12 protein-coding genes are annotated in these 15446 nt (G+C 63.2%); 10 read left to right on the top strand and 2 right to left on the bottom strand.

The features are described 5' to 3' along the window. The first annotated feature begins 125 nt into the window (after positions 1 to 125). Complete coding sequence (locus tag AC0MAZ_RS02320) at positions 126 to 596, top strand: Lrp/AsnC family transcriptional regulator (RefSeq protein WP_050707492.1); 471 nt, start codon at positions 126 to 128, stop codon at positions 594 to 596. A gap of 57 nt (positions 597 to 653) precedes the next feature. On the opposite strand, the gene AC0MAZ_RS02315 is transcribed toward AC0MAZ_RS02320, so the two are convergent. Further along, on the bottom strand, positions 654 to 2033 hold the full coding sequence (locus AC0MAZ_RS02315) for a CYTH domain-containing protein (RefSeq protein WP_234560605.1): 1380 nt from the start codon (positions 2031 to 2033) through the stop codon (positions 654 to 656). 230 nt (positions 2034 to 2263) lie between these two features. On the opposite strand from AC0MAZ_RS02315, the gene argE reads away from it, so the two are divergent. Together argE and argA are read left to right on the top strand one after the other, a co-directional pair. Beyond that, positions 2264 to 3409, top strand: coding sequence for an acetylornithine deacetylase (gene argE / locus AC0MAZ_RS02310; RefSeq protein WP_232854988.1), 1146 nt, complete (start codon positions 2264 to 2266; stop codon positions 3407 to 3409). A gap of 109 nt (positions 3410 to 3518) precedes the next feature. Then, a complete protein-coding gene (argA, locus tag AC0MAZ_RS02305; RefSeq protein WP_254464437.1) occupies positions 3519 to 4817 on the top strand; it encodes an amino-acid N-acetyltransferase in 1299 nt (432 codons plus the stop codon). Positions 4818 to 5024: 207 nt separating this feature from the next. On the opposite strand, the gene AC0MAZ_RS02300 is transcribed toward argA, so the two are convergent. Next, on the bottom strand, positions 5025 to 6401 hold the full coding sequence (locus AC0MAZ_RS02300; protein ID WP_110734219.1) for a glutamine synthetase family protein: 1377 nt from the start codon (positions 6399 to 6401) through the stop codon (positions 5025 to 5027). Between the two features lie 667 nt (positions 6402 to 7068). On the opposite strand from AC0MAZ_RS02300, the gene AC0MAZ_RS02295 reads away from it, so the two are divergent. The 7 genes from AC0MAZ_RS02295 (at position 7069) to AC0MAZ_RS02265 (ending at position 15367) form a co-directional block, all read left to right on the top strand. Then, positions 7069 to 8427, top strand: a complete 1359-nt coding sequence (locus AC0MAZ_RS02295) for a glutamine synthetase family protein (RefSeq protein ID WP_028688542.1) — start codon at positions 7069 to 7071, stop codon at positions 8425 to 8427. 48 nt (positions 8428 to 8475) lie between these two features. Beyond that, entirely contained in the window at positions 8476 to 9837 is a 1362-nt protein-coding gene (locus AC0MAZ_RS02290; RefSeq protein WP_203649584.1) for an aspartate aminotransferase family protein, read from the top strand. 169 nt (positions 9838 to 10006) lie between these two features. Continuing rightward, positions 10007 to 11104, top strand: a complete 1098-nt coding sequence (locus AC0MAZ_RS02285) for a polyamine ABC transporter substrate-binding protein (protein ID WP_475860038.1) — start codon at positions 10007 to 10009, stop codon at positions 11102 to 11104. 161 nt (positions 11105 to 11265) lie between these two features. Further along, entirely contained in the window at positions 11266 to 12360 is a 1095-nt protein-coding gene (locus AC0MAZ_RS02280; RefSeq protein ID WP_234560607.1) for a polyamine ABC transporter substrate-binding protein, read from the top strand. Between the two features lie 57 nt (positions 12361 to 12417). Beyond that, on the top strand, positions 12418 to 13560 hold the full coding sequence (gene potA / locus AC0MAZ_RS02275) for a polyamine ABC transporter ATP-binding protein (RefSeq protein WP_110734228.1): 1143 nt from the start codon (positions 12418 to 12420) through the stop codon (positions 13558 to 13560). Then, entirely contained in the window at positions 13557 to 14477 is a 921-nt protein-coding gene (locus AC0MAZ_RS02270; protein ID WP_203649591.1) for an ABC transporter permease subunit, read from the top strand. Before potA ends, AC0MAZ_RS02270 begins: the two co-directional genes overlap by 4 nt. After that, on the top strand, positions 14474 to 15367 hold the full coding sequence (locus tag AC0MAZ_RS02265) for an ABC transporter permease subunit (RefSeq protein WP_028688537.1): 894 nt from the start codon (positions 14474 to 14476) through the stop codon (positions 15365 to 15367). The genes AC0MAZ_RS02270 and AC0MAZ_RS02265 overlap by 4 nt, the downstream gene beginning before the upstream one ends. The last annotated feature ends 79 nt before the right edge of the window (positions 15368 to 15446 follow it).

Below are 15446 nucleotides of genomic sequence, written 5' to 3'. Positions count from 1 at the left end.
GCGTTTCTCCGCGAAAGTGGAGAAATTCTTGCACGTTGGCGGTGGTATTTTTTCGCTATGATTTGAGTGTTTTGTATTGTTTGCGAATAATTCAATTCGCAAAGTTAAATTTTGGAGAATTGATAATGCATGGCGAGCTGGATGCCTATGATCGGCGCATCCTCGAATTGCTGCAGGAGGACGCGTCACTGTCCAGTGCGCAGATCGCCGAGCGTGTGGGCCTGTCGCAGTCGCCGTGCTGGCGGCGCATCCAGCGCTTGAAGGAGGAGGGCGTGATCCGCGGGCAGGTGACCCTGCTGGATCGCAAGAAGGTAGGGCTGAACACGCAGATCTTTGCCGAAGTGAAGCTCAACGCCCACGGGCGTTCGAACTTCGCCGAGTTCACCGAGGCCATCCGCGGTTTTCCCGAAGTGCTGGAATGCTACGTGCTGATGGGGGCGGTGGACTTCCTGCTGCGCATCGTCACCTCGGATATCGAGGCATATGAGCGGTTCTTCTTCGAAAAGCTGTCGAACGTGCCGGGTATCCAGGAGGTGAACTCGATCGTGGCCTTGTCGGAGATCAAGTCGACCACCAGCTTGCCGTTGAGACCCTGAAGCGTCGATCGTGGAACAAGCCCGCTCCCACGCAGTGCAGGAGCGGGCGGCGCGGACTCAGGCCTTGAGCAGATGCTTCCAGGCGCGGTTCTGCTCGATGGCGCGGGCCTGCTCGATGCGGTCTTCGAGCAGTTCTTCCTTGCCTTCTTCGACCAGCGGCAGCTCGGCCAGCTCGTGCAGTTTGTTCAGCTCGCCGTAGAGACGGTCCTGCTGCGGCAGGTCCAGCACCTGGCGGGCGTGGTGCAGCCACGCCTGCACGCATTCGATGCGCGGCAGCTGCTCGGCCAGGTCTTCCGGGCGCTGCACGTACAGCGGCAGCTTCAGGGCGCGGGACTCCTCGCCCAGCAGGTGCTGCAGCCAGCTGGCCAGCTGCGCGTTGCCCTGGCGCTCGCCACGGCCCTTGCGCTCGGCGGTCCAGGCGCGGGCAGTCAGCCAGCGCGCGGTCTCCAGGGAGAACTGGCCCCAGCGCGGGTCTTCCAGCTCTTCGGCGAACTGCTCGGGGGCGGCGCGGCGAATGTCCTCGTCATCGTTGCCGGCCAGCACCAGCGGGCGCCAGTCTTCCAGCAGCGCGTCGAGGCTGGCGCGCAGGGCGCGGGTGGTCGGGCGCGGCGCGGCCTGGCCGAGGCTGGCAGTGAGGGCGCGCAGTTCGGCCAGGCAGCGAACCCAGTCCTGCAGCAGGCGCCAGTGGCCATTGTGGCGATACTGCTCGGCCAGGCGCTGGCTGCTGCCCAGCAGTTGCCAGGCGAGGGCGGCGTAGGCGTCGTCCAGCGGCATCTCGGCCTGCAGTTCGGTCACCGGCAGGCCCAGCTCGTAGCTGTCCGGATCGAGCAGGCGGTAGCCGCGCTCGGCCTTGCTGATGTCGCAGGGCATCAGGGCCAGGCTGGCGGACAGCTCGGCGGCCAGCTCCAGCAGCGCTTCCGGAGCCCCTTCACGCAGCTCCAGCTCCAGCTCGCAGATCTCTTCCTTGCGCTTGCCGGCGATGACGAAACCCTGGTCCAGCGCAGCCTCGATCACCACCTTCGCCTTGCCGCGGCCCCAGGAGATCTCGGCGTACTCGCGGGTGAAGTCGGTGGTGAACAGCGGCTTGATGGTCTTCTTGTCCAGCTCGGCCAGTTGCTCGGGCCAGCAGGCGGCGTCGAGCTTCTTCAGGTCGAGCTTGGCCTTGTCCAGGTGCCACTCGTGCTCGTTGCGCTCGGACAGCCCGGCGACGCTCTGGCCACGGCACTTGAGGGTCTGGATGATGACCTCGCCATCGCGACGCAGGCGCAGGGCAACACGGGCGGCGGACAGGTCGCGCTCCGGGGTGTCGAAGTACTGGTTGAGCAGTTCGCGGGTCTGCCAGCCGGACTTGTTGCGCTTCTTCAGCAGGGGGTGCTCGCGCAGCGCGGCAAGGGTCTCGCGGCTGGCGCGGAGTTTGAGTTCGGTTTCTTTGTGCATCGCGGGCTCGGAAGGAGGGGCATCGTTGTCGAGCAGTCTACAGGAGTCAGGGGATGACTGTCGGTCCGTGCCGCCCCCTTCGCGGGTAAACCCGCTCCCACAGGGTTTGCATTGTACTTGTGGGAGCGGGTTTACCCACGAAATGCGCGCACCTCGGTCCCGGCAATGGCTTGCTCTACTTAGGGATTGCATTGTTATGATGACCTTCGATGCCGTCTAGGAGTCCGCGCATGCCGTTGCCGTCGCTGAAAGACCAGTTCGCCGCCCTGATCGCCGCGCCCTCGGTCAGTTGCACTCAACCCGCGCTGGACCAGTCCAACCGCGCGGTCATCGACCTGCTGGCCGGCTGGCTGGATGACCTGGGCTTCACCTGCGAGATCCAGCAGGTCAGCCCCGGCAAGTTCAACCTCCTGGCCAGCCGCGGCACCGGCCCGGGCGGCCTGGTGCTGGCCGGGCACAGCGATACCGTGCCCTTTGACCCGCAGCTGTGGAGCAGCGATCCACTCAAGCTGACCGAGGTCGATGGCCGTTGGGTCGGGCTGGGTAGCTGCGACATGAAAGGCTTCTTCGCCCTGGTCATCGACGCGGTGATCCCGCTGCTCGAACACGACTTCACGCAACCGCTGCTGATCCTCGCCACCTGCGACGAGGAAAGCTCGATGTCCGGCGCCCGCGCCCTGGCCGAGGCCGGCCAGCCGCTCGGACGGGCGGCGGTGATCGGCGAACCCACCGGGCTCAAGCCGATCAGGATGCACAAGGGCATCCTCATGGACCGCATCGATATCCTTGGCCGCAGTGGCCATTCGTCGGATCCGAGCCTGGGCCGCAGCGCCATGGAAGCCATGCACGCGGTGATGGGTGAGCTGATGGGCCTGCGTCGCACCTGGCAGGAGCAGTACCGCAACCCGCAGTTCACGGTGCCGACGCCGACCCTGAACTTCGGCTGCATCCACGGTGGCGACAACCCCAACCGCATCTGTGGCCAGTGCGCCCTGGAGTTCGACCTGCGCCCGCTGCCGGGCATGGATGTCGAGCAGCTGCGCGCGGCGATCCGCGGCAAGCTCGCGCCATTGGCCGAGCGCCATGAAGTGCGTATCGACTATGCGCCGCTGTTCCCCGAAGTGCCGCCGTTCGAGCAGAACGCCGACAGCGAACTGGTGCGGGTGGCCGAGCGTCTGACCGGCCACCGAGCCGAAGCGGTGGCCTTTGGCACCGAAGCACCTTATCTTCAGCAGCTCGGTTGCCAGACCATCGTGCTCGGCCCGGGTGACATCGCCTGTGCCCACCAGCCCGGCGAATACCTTGAAATGTCACGAATCGAGCCTACCGTGCGTCTATTGCGTGACCTGATCCGGCACTATTGCCTGAGCCATTGATCTTTCCCTGACCAGAGGAGACCGCGCGTGACCGCAAGCCTGTTCCGACGATGACTTTCGAACGTTGTGCGCCTTTTCGTTCTCCGTTCACTTATCCACAGGCCCTGTCATGCCCGATTACGTCAACTGGCTGCGTCATGCGTCTCCCTACATCAACGCCCACCGCGACTGCACCTTCGTGGTCATGCTCCCCGGTGACGGCGTCGAACACCCGAACTTCGGCAACATCGTCCACGACCTGGTGCTGCTGCACAGCCTCGGCGTGCGCCTGGTGCTGGTCCATGGTTCGCGCCCGCAGATCGAAAGTCGCCTGGCCGCGCGCGGCCTGACCCCGCACTACCATCACGGCATGCGCATTACCGACGCGGCGACGCTCGACTGCGTGATCGATGCGGTCGGCGCCCTGCGCCTGGCCATCGAGGCGCGCCTGTCGATGGACATGGCGGCCTCGCCGATGCAGGGCTCGCGCCTGCGGGTGGCCTCCGGCAACCTGGTCACGGCACGGCCGATCGGTGTGCTCGAGGGGGTCGACTACCACCACACCGGCGAAGTGCGCCGGGTCGACCGCAAGGGGATCAACCGCCTGCTCGACGAGCGCTCCATCGTGCTGCTGTCGCCGCTGGGCTATTCGCCGACCGGCGAGATCTTCAACCTCGCCTGCGAGGACGTGGCCACCCGCGCCGCCATCGAGCTGGGTGCCGACAAGCTGCTGCTGTTCGGCGCCGAGCCGGGCCTGCTGGACGCCCATGGCCAGCTGGTGCGCGAACTGCGGCCACAACACATTGCGCCGCACCTGCAGCGCCTGGGCAGCGACTACCAGGCCGAGCTGCTGGATGCCGCCGCCGAGGCCTGCAAGGGCGGCGTGGCGCGCAGCCATATCGTCAGCTATGCCGAGGACGGCGCGCTGCTGACCGAGCTGTTCACCCGTGGCGGTGGCGGCACGCTGGTGTCCCAGGAGCAGTTCGAGGTGGTGCGCGAGGCGACCATCGAGGATGTCGGCGGCCTGCTGGAGCTGATCAGCCCGCTGGAAGAGCAGGGCATTCTGGTGCGCCGTTCGCGCGAGGTGCTGGAGCGGGAGATCGAGCAGTTCAGCGTGGTCGAGCGCGAGGGCATGATTATCGCCTGCGCGGCGCTGTACCCGATTGCCGACTCCGAGGCCGGGGAGCTGGCGTGCCTGGCGGTGAACCCGGAGTACCGGCATGGCGGGCGTGGCGACGAACTGCTCGAGCGCATCGAGGAGCGGGCGCGCAAGCTGGGGCTCAATACCCTGTTCGTGTTGACGACCCGGACTGCGCACTGGTTCCGTGAGCGCGGCTTCGCACCCAGTGGCGTGGAACGGCTGCCGGCGGCGCGGGCGTCGCTGTACAACTACCAGCGTAATTCGAAGATTTTCGAGAAGTCGCTCTGACAGCAAATACGGCCCCTGTAGGAGCGGCCTTGCCGAGGCGTCGGACCGGCCGGAAAGGGCCGCGCAGCGGCCCCGGCAATTTCAGAATTGATGCACAAATCTTGGGGGCGCTTCGCACCCCTTTCGCGGCGCAAGGCCGCTCCTACACATGGATGGGTGTATCTGCGGGCCAAAGAAAAACGCCGCCCTTGTGGGCGGCGTTTTCGTTTACACGGTGTGCAGGTACCAGTTGTACTCGAGGTCGGAGATCGAATGCTCGAACTCCTCCAGCTCGCTCTCCTTGCACGCGACGAAGATGTCGATGTACTTCGGATCGATGTACTTGTTGAGGATCTCGCTGTCGTCCAGCTCGCGCAGGGCATCACGCAGGTTGTTCGGCAGGCTCTGCTCCAGCTGCTCGTACGAGTTGCCTTCGATCGGCTCGCCCGGTTCGATCTTGTTGGTCAGACCATGGTGCACGCCGGCCAGCACGGCCGCCATCATCAGGTACGGGTTGGCGTCGGCGCCGGCCACCCGGTGCTCGATGCGCACGGCATCAGGCGAGCCGGTCGGCACGCGCAGGGCCACGGTACGGTTGTCCAGGCCCCAGCTCGGTGCGTTGGGCACGTAGAACTGCGCACCGAAACGGCGGTACGAGTTGACGTTCGGGCAGAGGAACGCCATCGAAGCGGGCAGGGTCTCGAGCACACCGCCGACAGCGTGACGTAGCGCGGCGTTCTGCTCGGGATCCTCGCTGGTGAAGATGTTGTTGCCATCCTTGTCCAGCACGGAAATGTGTACATGCAGGCCGTTGCCTGCCTGGCCCGGGTAGGGCTTGGCCATGAAGGTGGTGTCCATTTCATGGTCGTAGGCGATGTTCTTGATCAGGCGCTTGAGCAGTACTGCGTAGTCACAGGCCTTGAGCGGGTCGGCGACGTGGTGCAGGTTGACTTCGAACTGCGCCGGGGCGCTTTCCTTGACGATGGCGTCGGCCGGGATGCCTTGTTCTTTCGCGCCTTCGAGGATGTCCTGCAGGCAGTCGGCGTATTCGTCGAGGTCGTCGATCAGGTACACCTGGGTCGACTGCGGGCGCTTGCCCGAGATTGGCGAGCGCGGCGGCTGTGGACGGCCGTTCACGTTCTCCTGGTCGATCAGGTAGAACTCCAGCTCGAACGCGGCGCAGATGGTCAGGCCCATGTCGGTGAACTTGCTCACCACCTGGCGCAGCACTTCACGCGGGTCGGCGAAGAACGGCTCGCCTTCGATTTCGTGCATGGTCATCAGCAGCTGCGCGGTCGGGCGCTTCTGCCAGGGTTCGTTGGAGAGGGTGCCGGGGATGGGGTAGCAGATGCGGTCGGCGTCGCCGATGTCCAGGCCAAGGCCGGTGCTTTCGACGGTCGAACCGTTGATATCCAGGGCGAAGAGGGAGGCAGGCAGGTTGATGCCTTTCTCGTAAACCTTGTGGAGGCTGGTGCGCTCTATGCGCTTGCCGCGCACCACACCATTCATATCTGCAATCAGAAGGTCAACGTAGAGAACCTCAGGATGTTCCTTAAGGAACGCGTTCGCTTCGTTAAGCTGAACGGCACGCGGGGGTACCGACATGATGCAACACCTTTGTTGTTAAAAATATCAATCAAGGGGGGCTTGCAACCCCAGTCAATCGGAAAGACCAGGTGAAGTCAAGCCAAGCCCATGATGCCCTTAAATGGCACATCTACGGCAGATTTGCTGCATATCGGGGCGTGCCATTATCCGCTATTTTCGCCCTGAAGGGTTATCCCGAGCGGGGCGTGTTTTATTTTTTACGGAGAGGTTGTGTAAAAAAATGAACGAGGATAAGCTCGGTCACAACCCAGAACACAATAATACGAGGGTCACATGGTCCGCTTGCCGAGACCTGTCAGCGCCGCATGCACGGTGCGTTCAGGTACATCTCCCGGTTGCCGTCCGGTCATCGCACGCCTGCATCGAAAGGGCGCCGCGCTGGCCGCAATAATTGACGGTTCGCGTAAAAAAGCCATACCTCGTAACGCTTTACCGCTACACCTCCTTTCCTTCTGCCCTTCGCTTTCTGCTCGGACACGCGCTCGCGGTGTGTATCCGCTGTGGTCCCGCGCGTGGGTTTTTGCTTTAGCCATGCACAGCATCCAGAATCAAGGCGCGGGCCTTTCCAGGCCCCTCGGCGCCCTGCGCGCCGACTTTGCCCGACGCCTGGCGTCAGTGGCCGCCGGTTGCCTGCAACCGCGCCACATTACCTCCTGAGGTATTTATGAGTCACAACCTCGACCAGCTCACCGATTGGTTGAAAGAGCACAAGATCACCGAAGTGGAATGCCTGATCAGCGACCTGACCGGCATCACCCGCGGCAAGATCTCGCCCACCAACAAATTCATCGCCGAGAAAGGCATGCGCCTGCCCGAGAGCGTGCTGCTGCAGACCGTGACCGGCGACTACGTCGACGACGACATCTATTACGAACTGCTCGACCCGGCCGACATCGACATGATCTGCCGCCCCGACGAGAACGCGGTGTTTCTCGTGCCATGGGCCATCGAGCCGACCGCCCAGGTGATCCACGACACCTACGACAAGAAGGGCAACCCGGTCGAGCTGTCGCCGCGCAACGTATTGAAGAAGGTCCTGAAACTCTATGCCGACAAGGGCTGGCAGCCGATCGTCGCGCCCGAGATGGAGTTCTACCTCACCAAGCGTAGCGAAGACCCGGACTTTCCGCTGCAGCCGCCGGTGGGCCGTTCCGGCCGTCCGGAAACCGGGCGGCAGTCGTTCTCCATCGAGGCGGCCAACGAATTCGACCCGCTGTTCGAGGATGTCTACGACTGGTGCGAACTGCAGCAGCTGGACCTCGACACGCTGATCCACGAAGACGGCACCGCGCAGATGGAAATCAACTTCCGTCATGGCGATGCCCTGCACCTGGCCGACCAGATCCTGGTGTTCAAGCGCACCATGCGCGAGGCCGCGCTCAAGCACAACGTGGCCGCCACCTTCATGGCCAAGCCCATGACCGGCGAGCCGGGCAGCGCGATGCACCTGCACCAGAGCGTGGTCGACGTGGCCACCGGCAAGAACATCTTTTCCAACGCCGACGGCAGCATGAGCGAGCTGTTCCTGCACCATATCGGCGGCCTGCAGAAGTTCATCCCCGAGGCGCTGCCGCTGTTCGCCCCCAACGTCAACTCGTTCCGCCGCTTCCTGCCGGACACCTCGGCGCCGGTGAACGTCGAGTGGGGCGAAGAGAACCGTACCGTCGGCCTGCGCGTGCCGGATGCCGGCCCGCAGAACCGCCGGGTCGAGAACCGCTTGCCGGGCGCCGACGCCAACCCCTACCTGGCCATCGCCGCCAGCCTGCTGTGCGGCTACATCGGCATGGTCGAGGGCATCGAGGCCAGCGCGCCGGTGCAGGGCCGTGGCTATGAGCGGCGCAACCTGCGCCTGCCGCTGACCATCGAGGACGCCCTGGAGCGCATGGAGAACAGCCGCGCGCTGGTGCAGTACCTGGGCAAGAAATTCATCACCGGCTACGTCGCCACCAAGCGCGCCGAGCATGAGAACTTCAAGCGCGTCATCAGCTCCTGGGAGCGTGAGTTCCTGCTGTTTGCTGTGTGATCAACCCTGAGGCCGCCTGTGGGCGGCCACCGGAAAATGGAGAGGCACATGAGCGTCAACAACCCGCAAACCCGTGAATGGCAAACCCTGAGCGGCGAGCACCACCTTGCACCCTTCAGTGACTACAAGCAGCTGAAGGAGAAGGGGCCGCGCATCATCACCAAGGCGCAGGGCGTGCATTTGTGGGACAGCGAGGGGCACAAGATCCTCGACGGCATGGCCGGCCTGTGGTGCGTGGCGGTCGGCTATGGCCGCGAAGAGCTGGTACAGGCGGCAGAAAAGCAGATGCGCGAACTGCCGTACTACAACCTGTTCTTCCAGACCGCCCACCCGCCGGCGCTGGAGCTGGCCAAGGCGATCACCGACGTGGCGCCCGAGGGCATGACCCATGTGTTCTTCACCGGTTCCGGTTCCGAGGGCAACGACACCGTGCTGCGCATGGTTCGCCACTACTGGGCGCTCAAGGGTAAACCGCACAAGCAGACCATCATCGGCCGCATCAACGGCTACCACGGCTCCACCTTCGCAGGTGCGTGCCTGGGCGGCATGAGCGGCATGCACGAGCAGGGCGGCCTGCCGATCCCGGGCATCGTGCATATCCCGCAGCCGTACTGGTTCGGCGAGGGTGGCGACATGACCCCGGACGAGTTCGGCGTGTGGGCGGCCGAACAGCTGGAGAAGAAAATTCTCGAAGTCGGCGAGGACAACGTCGCCGCGTTCATCGCCGAGCCGATCCAGGGCGCGGGTGGGGTGATCATTCCGCCGGACACCTACTGGCCGAAGGTCAAGGAGATCCTCGCCAAGTACGACATCCTGTTCGTCGCCGACGAAGTGATCTGCGGTTTTGGTCGCACCGGCGAGTGGTTCGGCTCCGACTACTACGACCTTGCGCCCGACCTGATGACCATCGCCAAGGGCCTGACTTCCGGTTACATCCCCATGGGCGGTGTGATCGTGCGTGACAAAGTGGCCAAGGTGATCAGCGAAGGCGGCGATTTCAACCACGGCTTCACCTACTCCGGCCACCCGGTGGCGGCGGCGGTGGGCCTGGAAAACCTGCGCATCCTGCGTGACGAGAAGATTGTCGAGCGTGCCCGCACCGAAACGGCACCGTATTTGCAAAAACGACTGCGTGAGCTGCAGGACCACCCGCTGGTGGGCGAGGTACGCGGCCTGGGCCTGCTCGGCGCGATCGAGCTGGTCAAGGACAAGGCCACCCGCAGCCGCTACGAGGGCAAGGGCGTCGGCATGATCTGCCGCACCCACTGCTTCGAGAACGGCCTGGTGATGCGCGCGGTGGGCGACACCATGATCATCGCGCCGCCGCTGGTGATCAGTCGCGAAGAGATCGACGAACTGGTGGAAAAGGCGCGCAAGTGCCTGGATCTGACCTACGAAGCGGTGAAATGACAGTCTGCTAGGCTGGCGAGGTGACATTAATGTCGTTGCAAGGCCCTGCTTCTGTTGAAACAGCGCCTTGTAACTTGCCAGACTAACGGCTGTTTAGTCGCCCAACGCGCGTCCCGTGGTACCTGGCTGCTGAACAGATGGCTTGATAATAAATTCTGGAGCATTACGCATGAAGAAATTGGGCAAGACGCTGCTGGCCGCCGCCCTGATGGGTGCCATGGCCACCGCTGTTCAGGCTGAGGACAAGGTGCTGCACGTCTACAACTGGTCGGACTACATCGCACCAGAAACCGTGGCCAAGTTTGAGAAGCAGACCGGTATCAAGGTGGTCTACGACGTCTTTGACAGCAACGAGACCCTGGAAGCCAAGCTGCTGGCGGGCAAGTCGGGTTACGACATCGTCGTGCCGTCCAACAACTTCCTGGCCAAGCAGATCAAGGCCGGCGTATATCAGGAACTGGACAAGAGCAAACTGCCGAACTGGAAGAACCTTGACGAAGACTTGCTCAAGGCCGTCGGCGACGCCAGCGACCCAGGCAACAAGCACGCCTTCCCGTACATGTGGGGCTCCATCGGTATTGGCTACAACCCGGAGAAGGTCAAGGCCGCGTTGGGCGTGGACAAGATCGACTCGTGGGACGTCGTGTTCAAGCCCGAGAACATCGCCAAGCTCAAGAGCTGCGGCGTGAGCTTCCTGGATGCGCCGACCGAAATGATTCCGGCCGCCCTGCACTACCTGGGCAAACCGACCGCCAGCAAGGACAAGGCTGATCTGAAAGCCGCTGAAGATCTGTTCCTGAAGATCCGTCCTTCGATTACCTACTTCCACTCGTCCAAGTACATTTCCGACCTGGCCAACGGCAATATTTGCGTAGCCGTCGGCTACTCGGGCGATCTGGAGCAATCCAAGGCCCGTGCTCATGAGGCCGGTGACAAGGTCAAGCTGGCCTACACCATTCCGAAAGAAGGTGCCGGTACCTTCTACGACATGGTTGCGATTCCGAAAGATGCCGAGAACGTCGACGCCGCCTATCAATGGATGAACTTCCTGCTGCAGCCGGAAGTCATGGCCGAGATCACCAATGCTGTGCGCTTCCCCAACGGTAACAAGGCGGCCACGCCGCTGGTGGACAAGGACATCACCAGCGACCCGGCCATTTACCCGTCGGCTGAAGTGAAGAAGCAGCTGTATGCGATCTCTGACCAGGATGCAGGCACCCTGCGCCTGATCACCCGCAGCTGGACCAAGATCAAGTCGGGCAAGTAAGCCCGATGCAAGGCCCTCTGGGCCGGGGTTTCCCGGCCCAGAGGCAGGTAACGGCAAATAAGTTTGCGGCATCCACGCCGTGAAGGTAAGTTGCGCGCCGGTTTTGCGTGTGCGGCCGAGTTTTTCCGCCACTTGAGGCACTGATTGTGAGGACCACCCACTTGTCTATTTCTGTTTTTCGCAAGGCCTTGATGGCTGGAGCGGGTCTGACGCTGGCTTGCAGCGTCCAAGCGGCGCCCACGGTGCACATCTACAACTGGTCCGACTACGTCGGCCCGAATACCCTCGCCGAGTTCCAGAAGGAAACCGGCATCACCCCGAAATACGACGTCTTCGACAGCAACGAGACGCTGGAAGGCAAGCTGCTGGCCGGACGTACCGGCTATGACGTGGTCGTGCCGTCCAACCATTTCCTCGGCAAGCAGATCAAGGCGGGCGCGTTCCAGAAGCTCGACCGCAACCTGCTGCCCAACTACGCGAACCTCGACCCGGCGCTGATGAAGCGCCTGGAAAAGAACGATCCGGGCAACCTGTACGCCGTCCCCTACCTGTGGGGCACCAATGGCATCGGCTACAACGTCGAGAAGGTCAAGGCGGTACTGGGCACCGACAAGATCGACTCCTGGGCGGTGCTGTTCGAGCCCGAGAACATGAAGAAGCTCAGCAAATGCGGCGTGGCCTTCCTCGACTCGGCCGACGAGATGCTTCCGGCGGTGCTCAACTACATGGGCCTGGACCCGAACAGCAGCAACCCCAAGGACTACCAGAAGGCGGAAGAGAAACTGCTGGCCGTGCGCCCGTACGTGACCTACTTCCACTCCTCGAAGTACATCTCCGATCTCGCCAACGGCGATATCTGCGTGGCCGCCGGTTTCTCCGGCGACGTGTTCCAGGCCAAAGCCCGCGCCGAAGAGGCGAAAAAGGGCGTGAAACTGGCCTACGCCATTCCCAAGGAAGGCGGCAACCTCTGGTTCGATGTGCTGGCGATTCCCAAGGACGCCCGCAACGTCAAGGAGGCCCACGCCTTCATCAACTATTTGCTGAAACCTGAGGTGATCGCCCAGGTCAGTGATTACGTCGGTTACGCCAACCCGAACCCCAAGGCTGGCGACCTGATGGACCAGGCCGTGAGGACTGACGCCGCGGTTTACCCACCGCAGGAAGTGCTGGACAAGATGTTCGTCAACGCCGAGTTGCCACCCAAGGTGCAACGTTTGATGACCCGCAGCTGGACCAAGGTCAAGTCGGGCAAGTAACAATCCAGGCCCGCCAGCGCAGTGGCGGGCACATAAATCTTGTTGGGAGTTTCACTCATGGCAGTTGCCTCCGGTGCCTATAAGAAAGCCCTCGAGGGTGGCCAGCAACCCAAGCAGGTGCTGGTCAAGATCGACCGGGTCACGAAAAAATTCGACGAAACGGTAGCCGTGGACGATGTGTCCCTGGAAATCCGCAAGGGTGAGATCTTCGCCCTGCTGGGCGGCTCCGGGTCCGGCAAATCGACCTTGCTGCGCATGCTGGCCGGCTTCGAGCGTCCGACCGAAGGGCGGATCTTCCTCGATGGCGTCGACATCACCGACATGCCGCCCTACGAGCGGCCGATCAACATGATGTTCCAGTCCTACGCGCTGTTCCCGCACATGACCGTGGCGCAGAACATCGCCTTCGGCCTGCAGCAGGACAAGATGCCCAAGGCCGAGATCGACGCCCGCGTGGCCGAGATGCTCAAGCTGGTGCACATGACCCAGTACGCCAAGCGCAAGCCGCACCAGCTGTCCGGTGGCCAGCGCCAGCGCGTGGCCCTGGCCCGTTCGCTGGCCAAGCGTCCGAAATTGCTGCTGCTCGACGAGCCCATGGGCGCGCTGGACAAGAAGCTGCGCTCGCAGATGCAGCTGGAACTGGTGGAGATCATCGAGCGCGTGGGCGTGACCTGCGTGATGGTGACCCACGACCAGGAAGAGGCCATGACCATGGCCCAGCGCATCGCCATCATGCACCTGGGCTGGATCGCCCAGATTGGCAGCCCGATTGATATCTATGAAACCCCGACCAGCCGCCTGGTCTGCGAGTTCATCGGCAACGTCAACCTGTTCGAAGGCGAAGTGGTCGACGACGCCGAAGGCCATGCGGTCATCGCCAGCCCGGAGCTGGAGCGCAAGATCTACGTCGGCCATGGCGTCACCACCTCGGTCGAGGACAAGCACATCACCTACGCCCTGCGTCCGGAGAAGCTGCTGGTCACCACCGAGCAGCCGACCTGCGAACACAACTGGTCGCGCGGCAAGGTCCACGACATCGCCTACCTCGGCGGTCACTCGGTGTTCTACGTCGAGCTGCCCGGCGGCAAGATCGTCCAGTCGTTCGTTGCCAACGCCGAGCGCCAGGGCACCCGCCCGACCTGGGATGACGAAGTCTACGTGTGGTGGGAAGACGACAGCGGCGTGGTACTGCGGTCATGAAACTTCGCAAGCTCAAGCGAGCGTTCCAGCGCCTTGTTCCCGAGGGGCGGCACCTGGTGATCGGTGTGCCGTTCATCTGGCTGTTCCTGTTCTTCATGCTGCCGTTCTTCATCGTCCTGAAGATCAGCTTCGCCGAAGCCGACGTGGCGATTCCGCCGTACACCGAGATCTATACCTATCTCGAAGGCAAGGTGCAGCTGGTGCTGAACCTGGCCAACTACGGCCTGCTGACCGAGGACGAGCTGTACATCGCGGCCTACCTCGGCTCGTTGAAGGTGGCCTTCTTCAGCACTTTGCTGTGCCTGCTGATTGGCTACCCGATGGCCTACGCCATCTCCAAGGCCAGGAAGGAGTCGCAGACCGTCCTGCTGCTGCTGATCATGATGCCGACCTGGACCGCGATCCTGATCCGCGTCTATGCCTGGATGGGCATCCTCAGCAACAACGGGCTGCTCAACAGCTTCCTGCTGTGGCTGGGCCTGATCGACCAGCCGCTGCAGATCCTCAACACCAACCTGGCGGTGTATATCGGCGTGGTCTATTCGTACCTGCCGTTCATGATCCTGCCGCTGTACGCCAACCTGGTGAAACACGACGAGAGCCTGCTCGAGGCCGCATCGGACCTGGGTTCGAGCACCTTCAACAGCTTCTGGAAGATCACCGTGCCGCTGTCGAAGAACGGCATCATCGCCGGCTGCATGCTGGTGTTCATCCCGGTGGTGGGCGAGTTCGTCATCCCTGAACTGCTGGGCGGCCCGGAAACCCTGATGATCGGTAAAGTGCTGTGGCAGGAGTTCTTCAACAACCGCGACTGGCCGGTGGCGTCCGCCCTGGCGGTGGTGATGCTGGCGATCCTGATCGTGCCGATCCTGCTGTTCAACCGTAGCCAGGCCAAAGAGATGGAGGGCCGCGCATGAAACGCTTCAGTTTCTCCAAGCTGATGCTGGTGCTCGGCTTGCTGTTCATCTACCTGCCGATGCTGATCCTGGTGATCTACTCGTTCAACGCCTCGAAGCTGGTGACGGTGTGGGGCGGCTGGTCGGTGAAGTGGTACGTCGGCCTGCTCGACAACACCCAGCTGATGGGGTCGGTGATGCGCTCGTTGGAGATCGCCTGCTATACGGCGGTCGCCGCCGTGGCGCTGGGTACCCTGGCGGCTTTCGTGCTGACCCGGGTCACCCGCTTCAAGGGCCGCACCCTGTTCGGTGGCCTGGTCACCGCGCCGCTGGTGATGCCCGAGGTGATCACCGGTCTGTCGCTGCTGCTGCTGTTCGTGGCCATGGCACAGATGATCGGCTGGCCGCAGGAACGGGGCATCGTCACCATCTGGATCGCCCACACCACGTTCTGCGCCGCCTATGTGGCGGTGGTGGTGTCGGCGCGCCTGCGCGAGCTGGACCTGTCCATCGAGGAGGCGGCCATGGACCTGGGCGCCAAGCCGTGGAAGGTGTTCTTCCTGATCACCATCCCGATGATCGCGCCATCGCTGGCGGCGGGTGGCATGATGTCGTTCGCCCTGTCGCTTGATGACCTGGTGCTGGCCAGCTTCGTCTCCGGCCCGGGCTCGACCACCCTGCCGATGGAAGTGTTCTCGGCCGTGCGCCTGGGCGTGAAGCCGGAGATCAACGCCGTGGCCAGCCTGATCCTGCTGTCGGTGTCGTTGGTGACCTTCCTGGTCTGGTACTTCAGCCGCCAGGCCGAAGAGCGTCGCCGCCGGGCGATCCAGCAGGCCATCGAAGAGGGCGCCGCGGCGAACGTCTCGCAGCCGCAGGTTCGTCGCCCGGCCCAGGCTACCGCGCAGGCCTGAGCCCTTCGCGGGCAAGCCCGCTCCCACAGGATCTGTGTGCTTCACGGTCCCTGTGGGAGCAACTGTCTTGCTCAATTTT

The organism is Pseudomonas sp. A (assembly GCF_056270345.1).
Note: the sequence above shows the minus strand (reverse complement) of the source record. Positions and strands in the feature narration are given on the sequence as shown.

Bases quoted from the DNA above. Each gene is read 5' to 3' on its own strand.
- AC0MAZ_RS02265 (WP_028688537.1), top strand. From the start codon at position 14,474: ATGAAACGCTTCAGTTTCTCCAAGCTGATGCTGGTGCTCGGCTTGCTG.
- argA (WP_254464437.1), top strand. From the start codon at position 3,519: ATGCCCGATTACGTCAACTGGCTGCGTCATGCGTCTCCCTACATCAAC.
- AC0MAZ_RS02320 (WP_050707492.1), top strand. From the start codon at position 126: ATGCATGGCGAGCTGGATGCCTATGATCGGCGCATCCTCGAATTGCTG.
- AC0MAZ_RS02300 (WP_110734219.1), bottom strand. From the start codon at position 6,401: ATGTCGGTACCCCCGCGTGCCGTTCAGCTTAACGAAGCGAACGCGTTC.
- AC0MAZ_RS02295 (WP_028688542.1), top strand. From the start codon at position 7,069: ATGAGTCACAACCTCGACCAGCTCACCGATTGGTTGAAAGAGCACAAG.
- AC0MAZ_RS02315 (WP_234560605.1), bottom strand. From the start codon at position 2,033: ATGCACAAAGAAACCGAACTCAAACTCCGCGCCAGCCGCGAGACCCTT.
- AC0MAZ_RS02270 (WP_203649591.1), top strand. From the start codon at position 13,557: ATGAAACTTCGCAAGCTCAAGCGAGCGTTCCAGCGCCTTGTTCCCGAG.
- argE (WP_232854988.1), top strand. From the start codon at position 2,264: ATGCCGTTGCCGTCGCTGAAAGACCAGTTCGCCGCCCTGATCGCCGCG.
- AC0MAZ_RS02285 (WP_475860038.1), top strand. From the start codon at position 10,007: ATGAAGAAATTGGGCAAGACGCTGCTGGCCGCCGCCCTGATGGGTGCC.
- AC0MAZ_RS02290 (WP_203649584.1), top strand. From the start codon at position 8,476: ATGAGCGTCAACAACCCGCAAACCCGTGAATGGCAAACCCTGAGCGGC.
- potA (WP_110734228.1), top strand. From the start codon at position 12,418: ATGGCAGTTGCCTCCGGTGCCTATAAGAAAGCCCTCGAGGGTGGCCAG.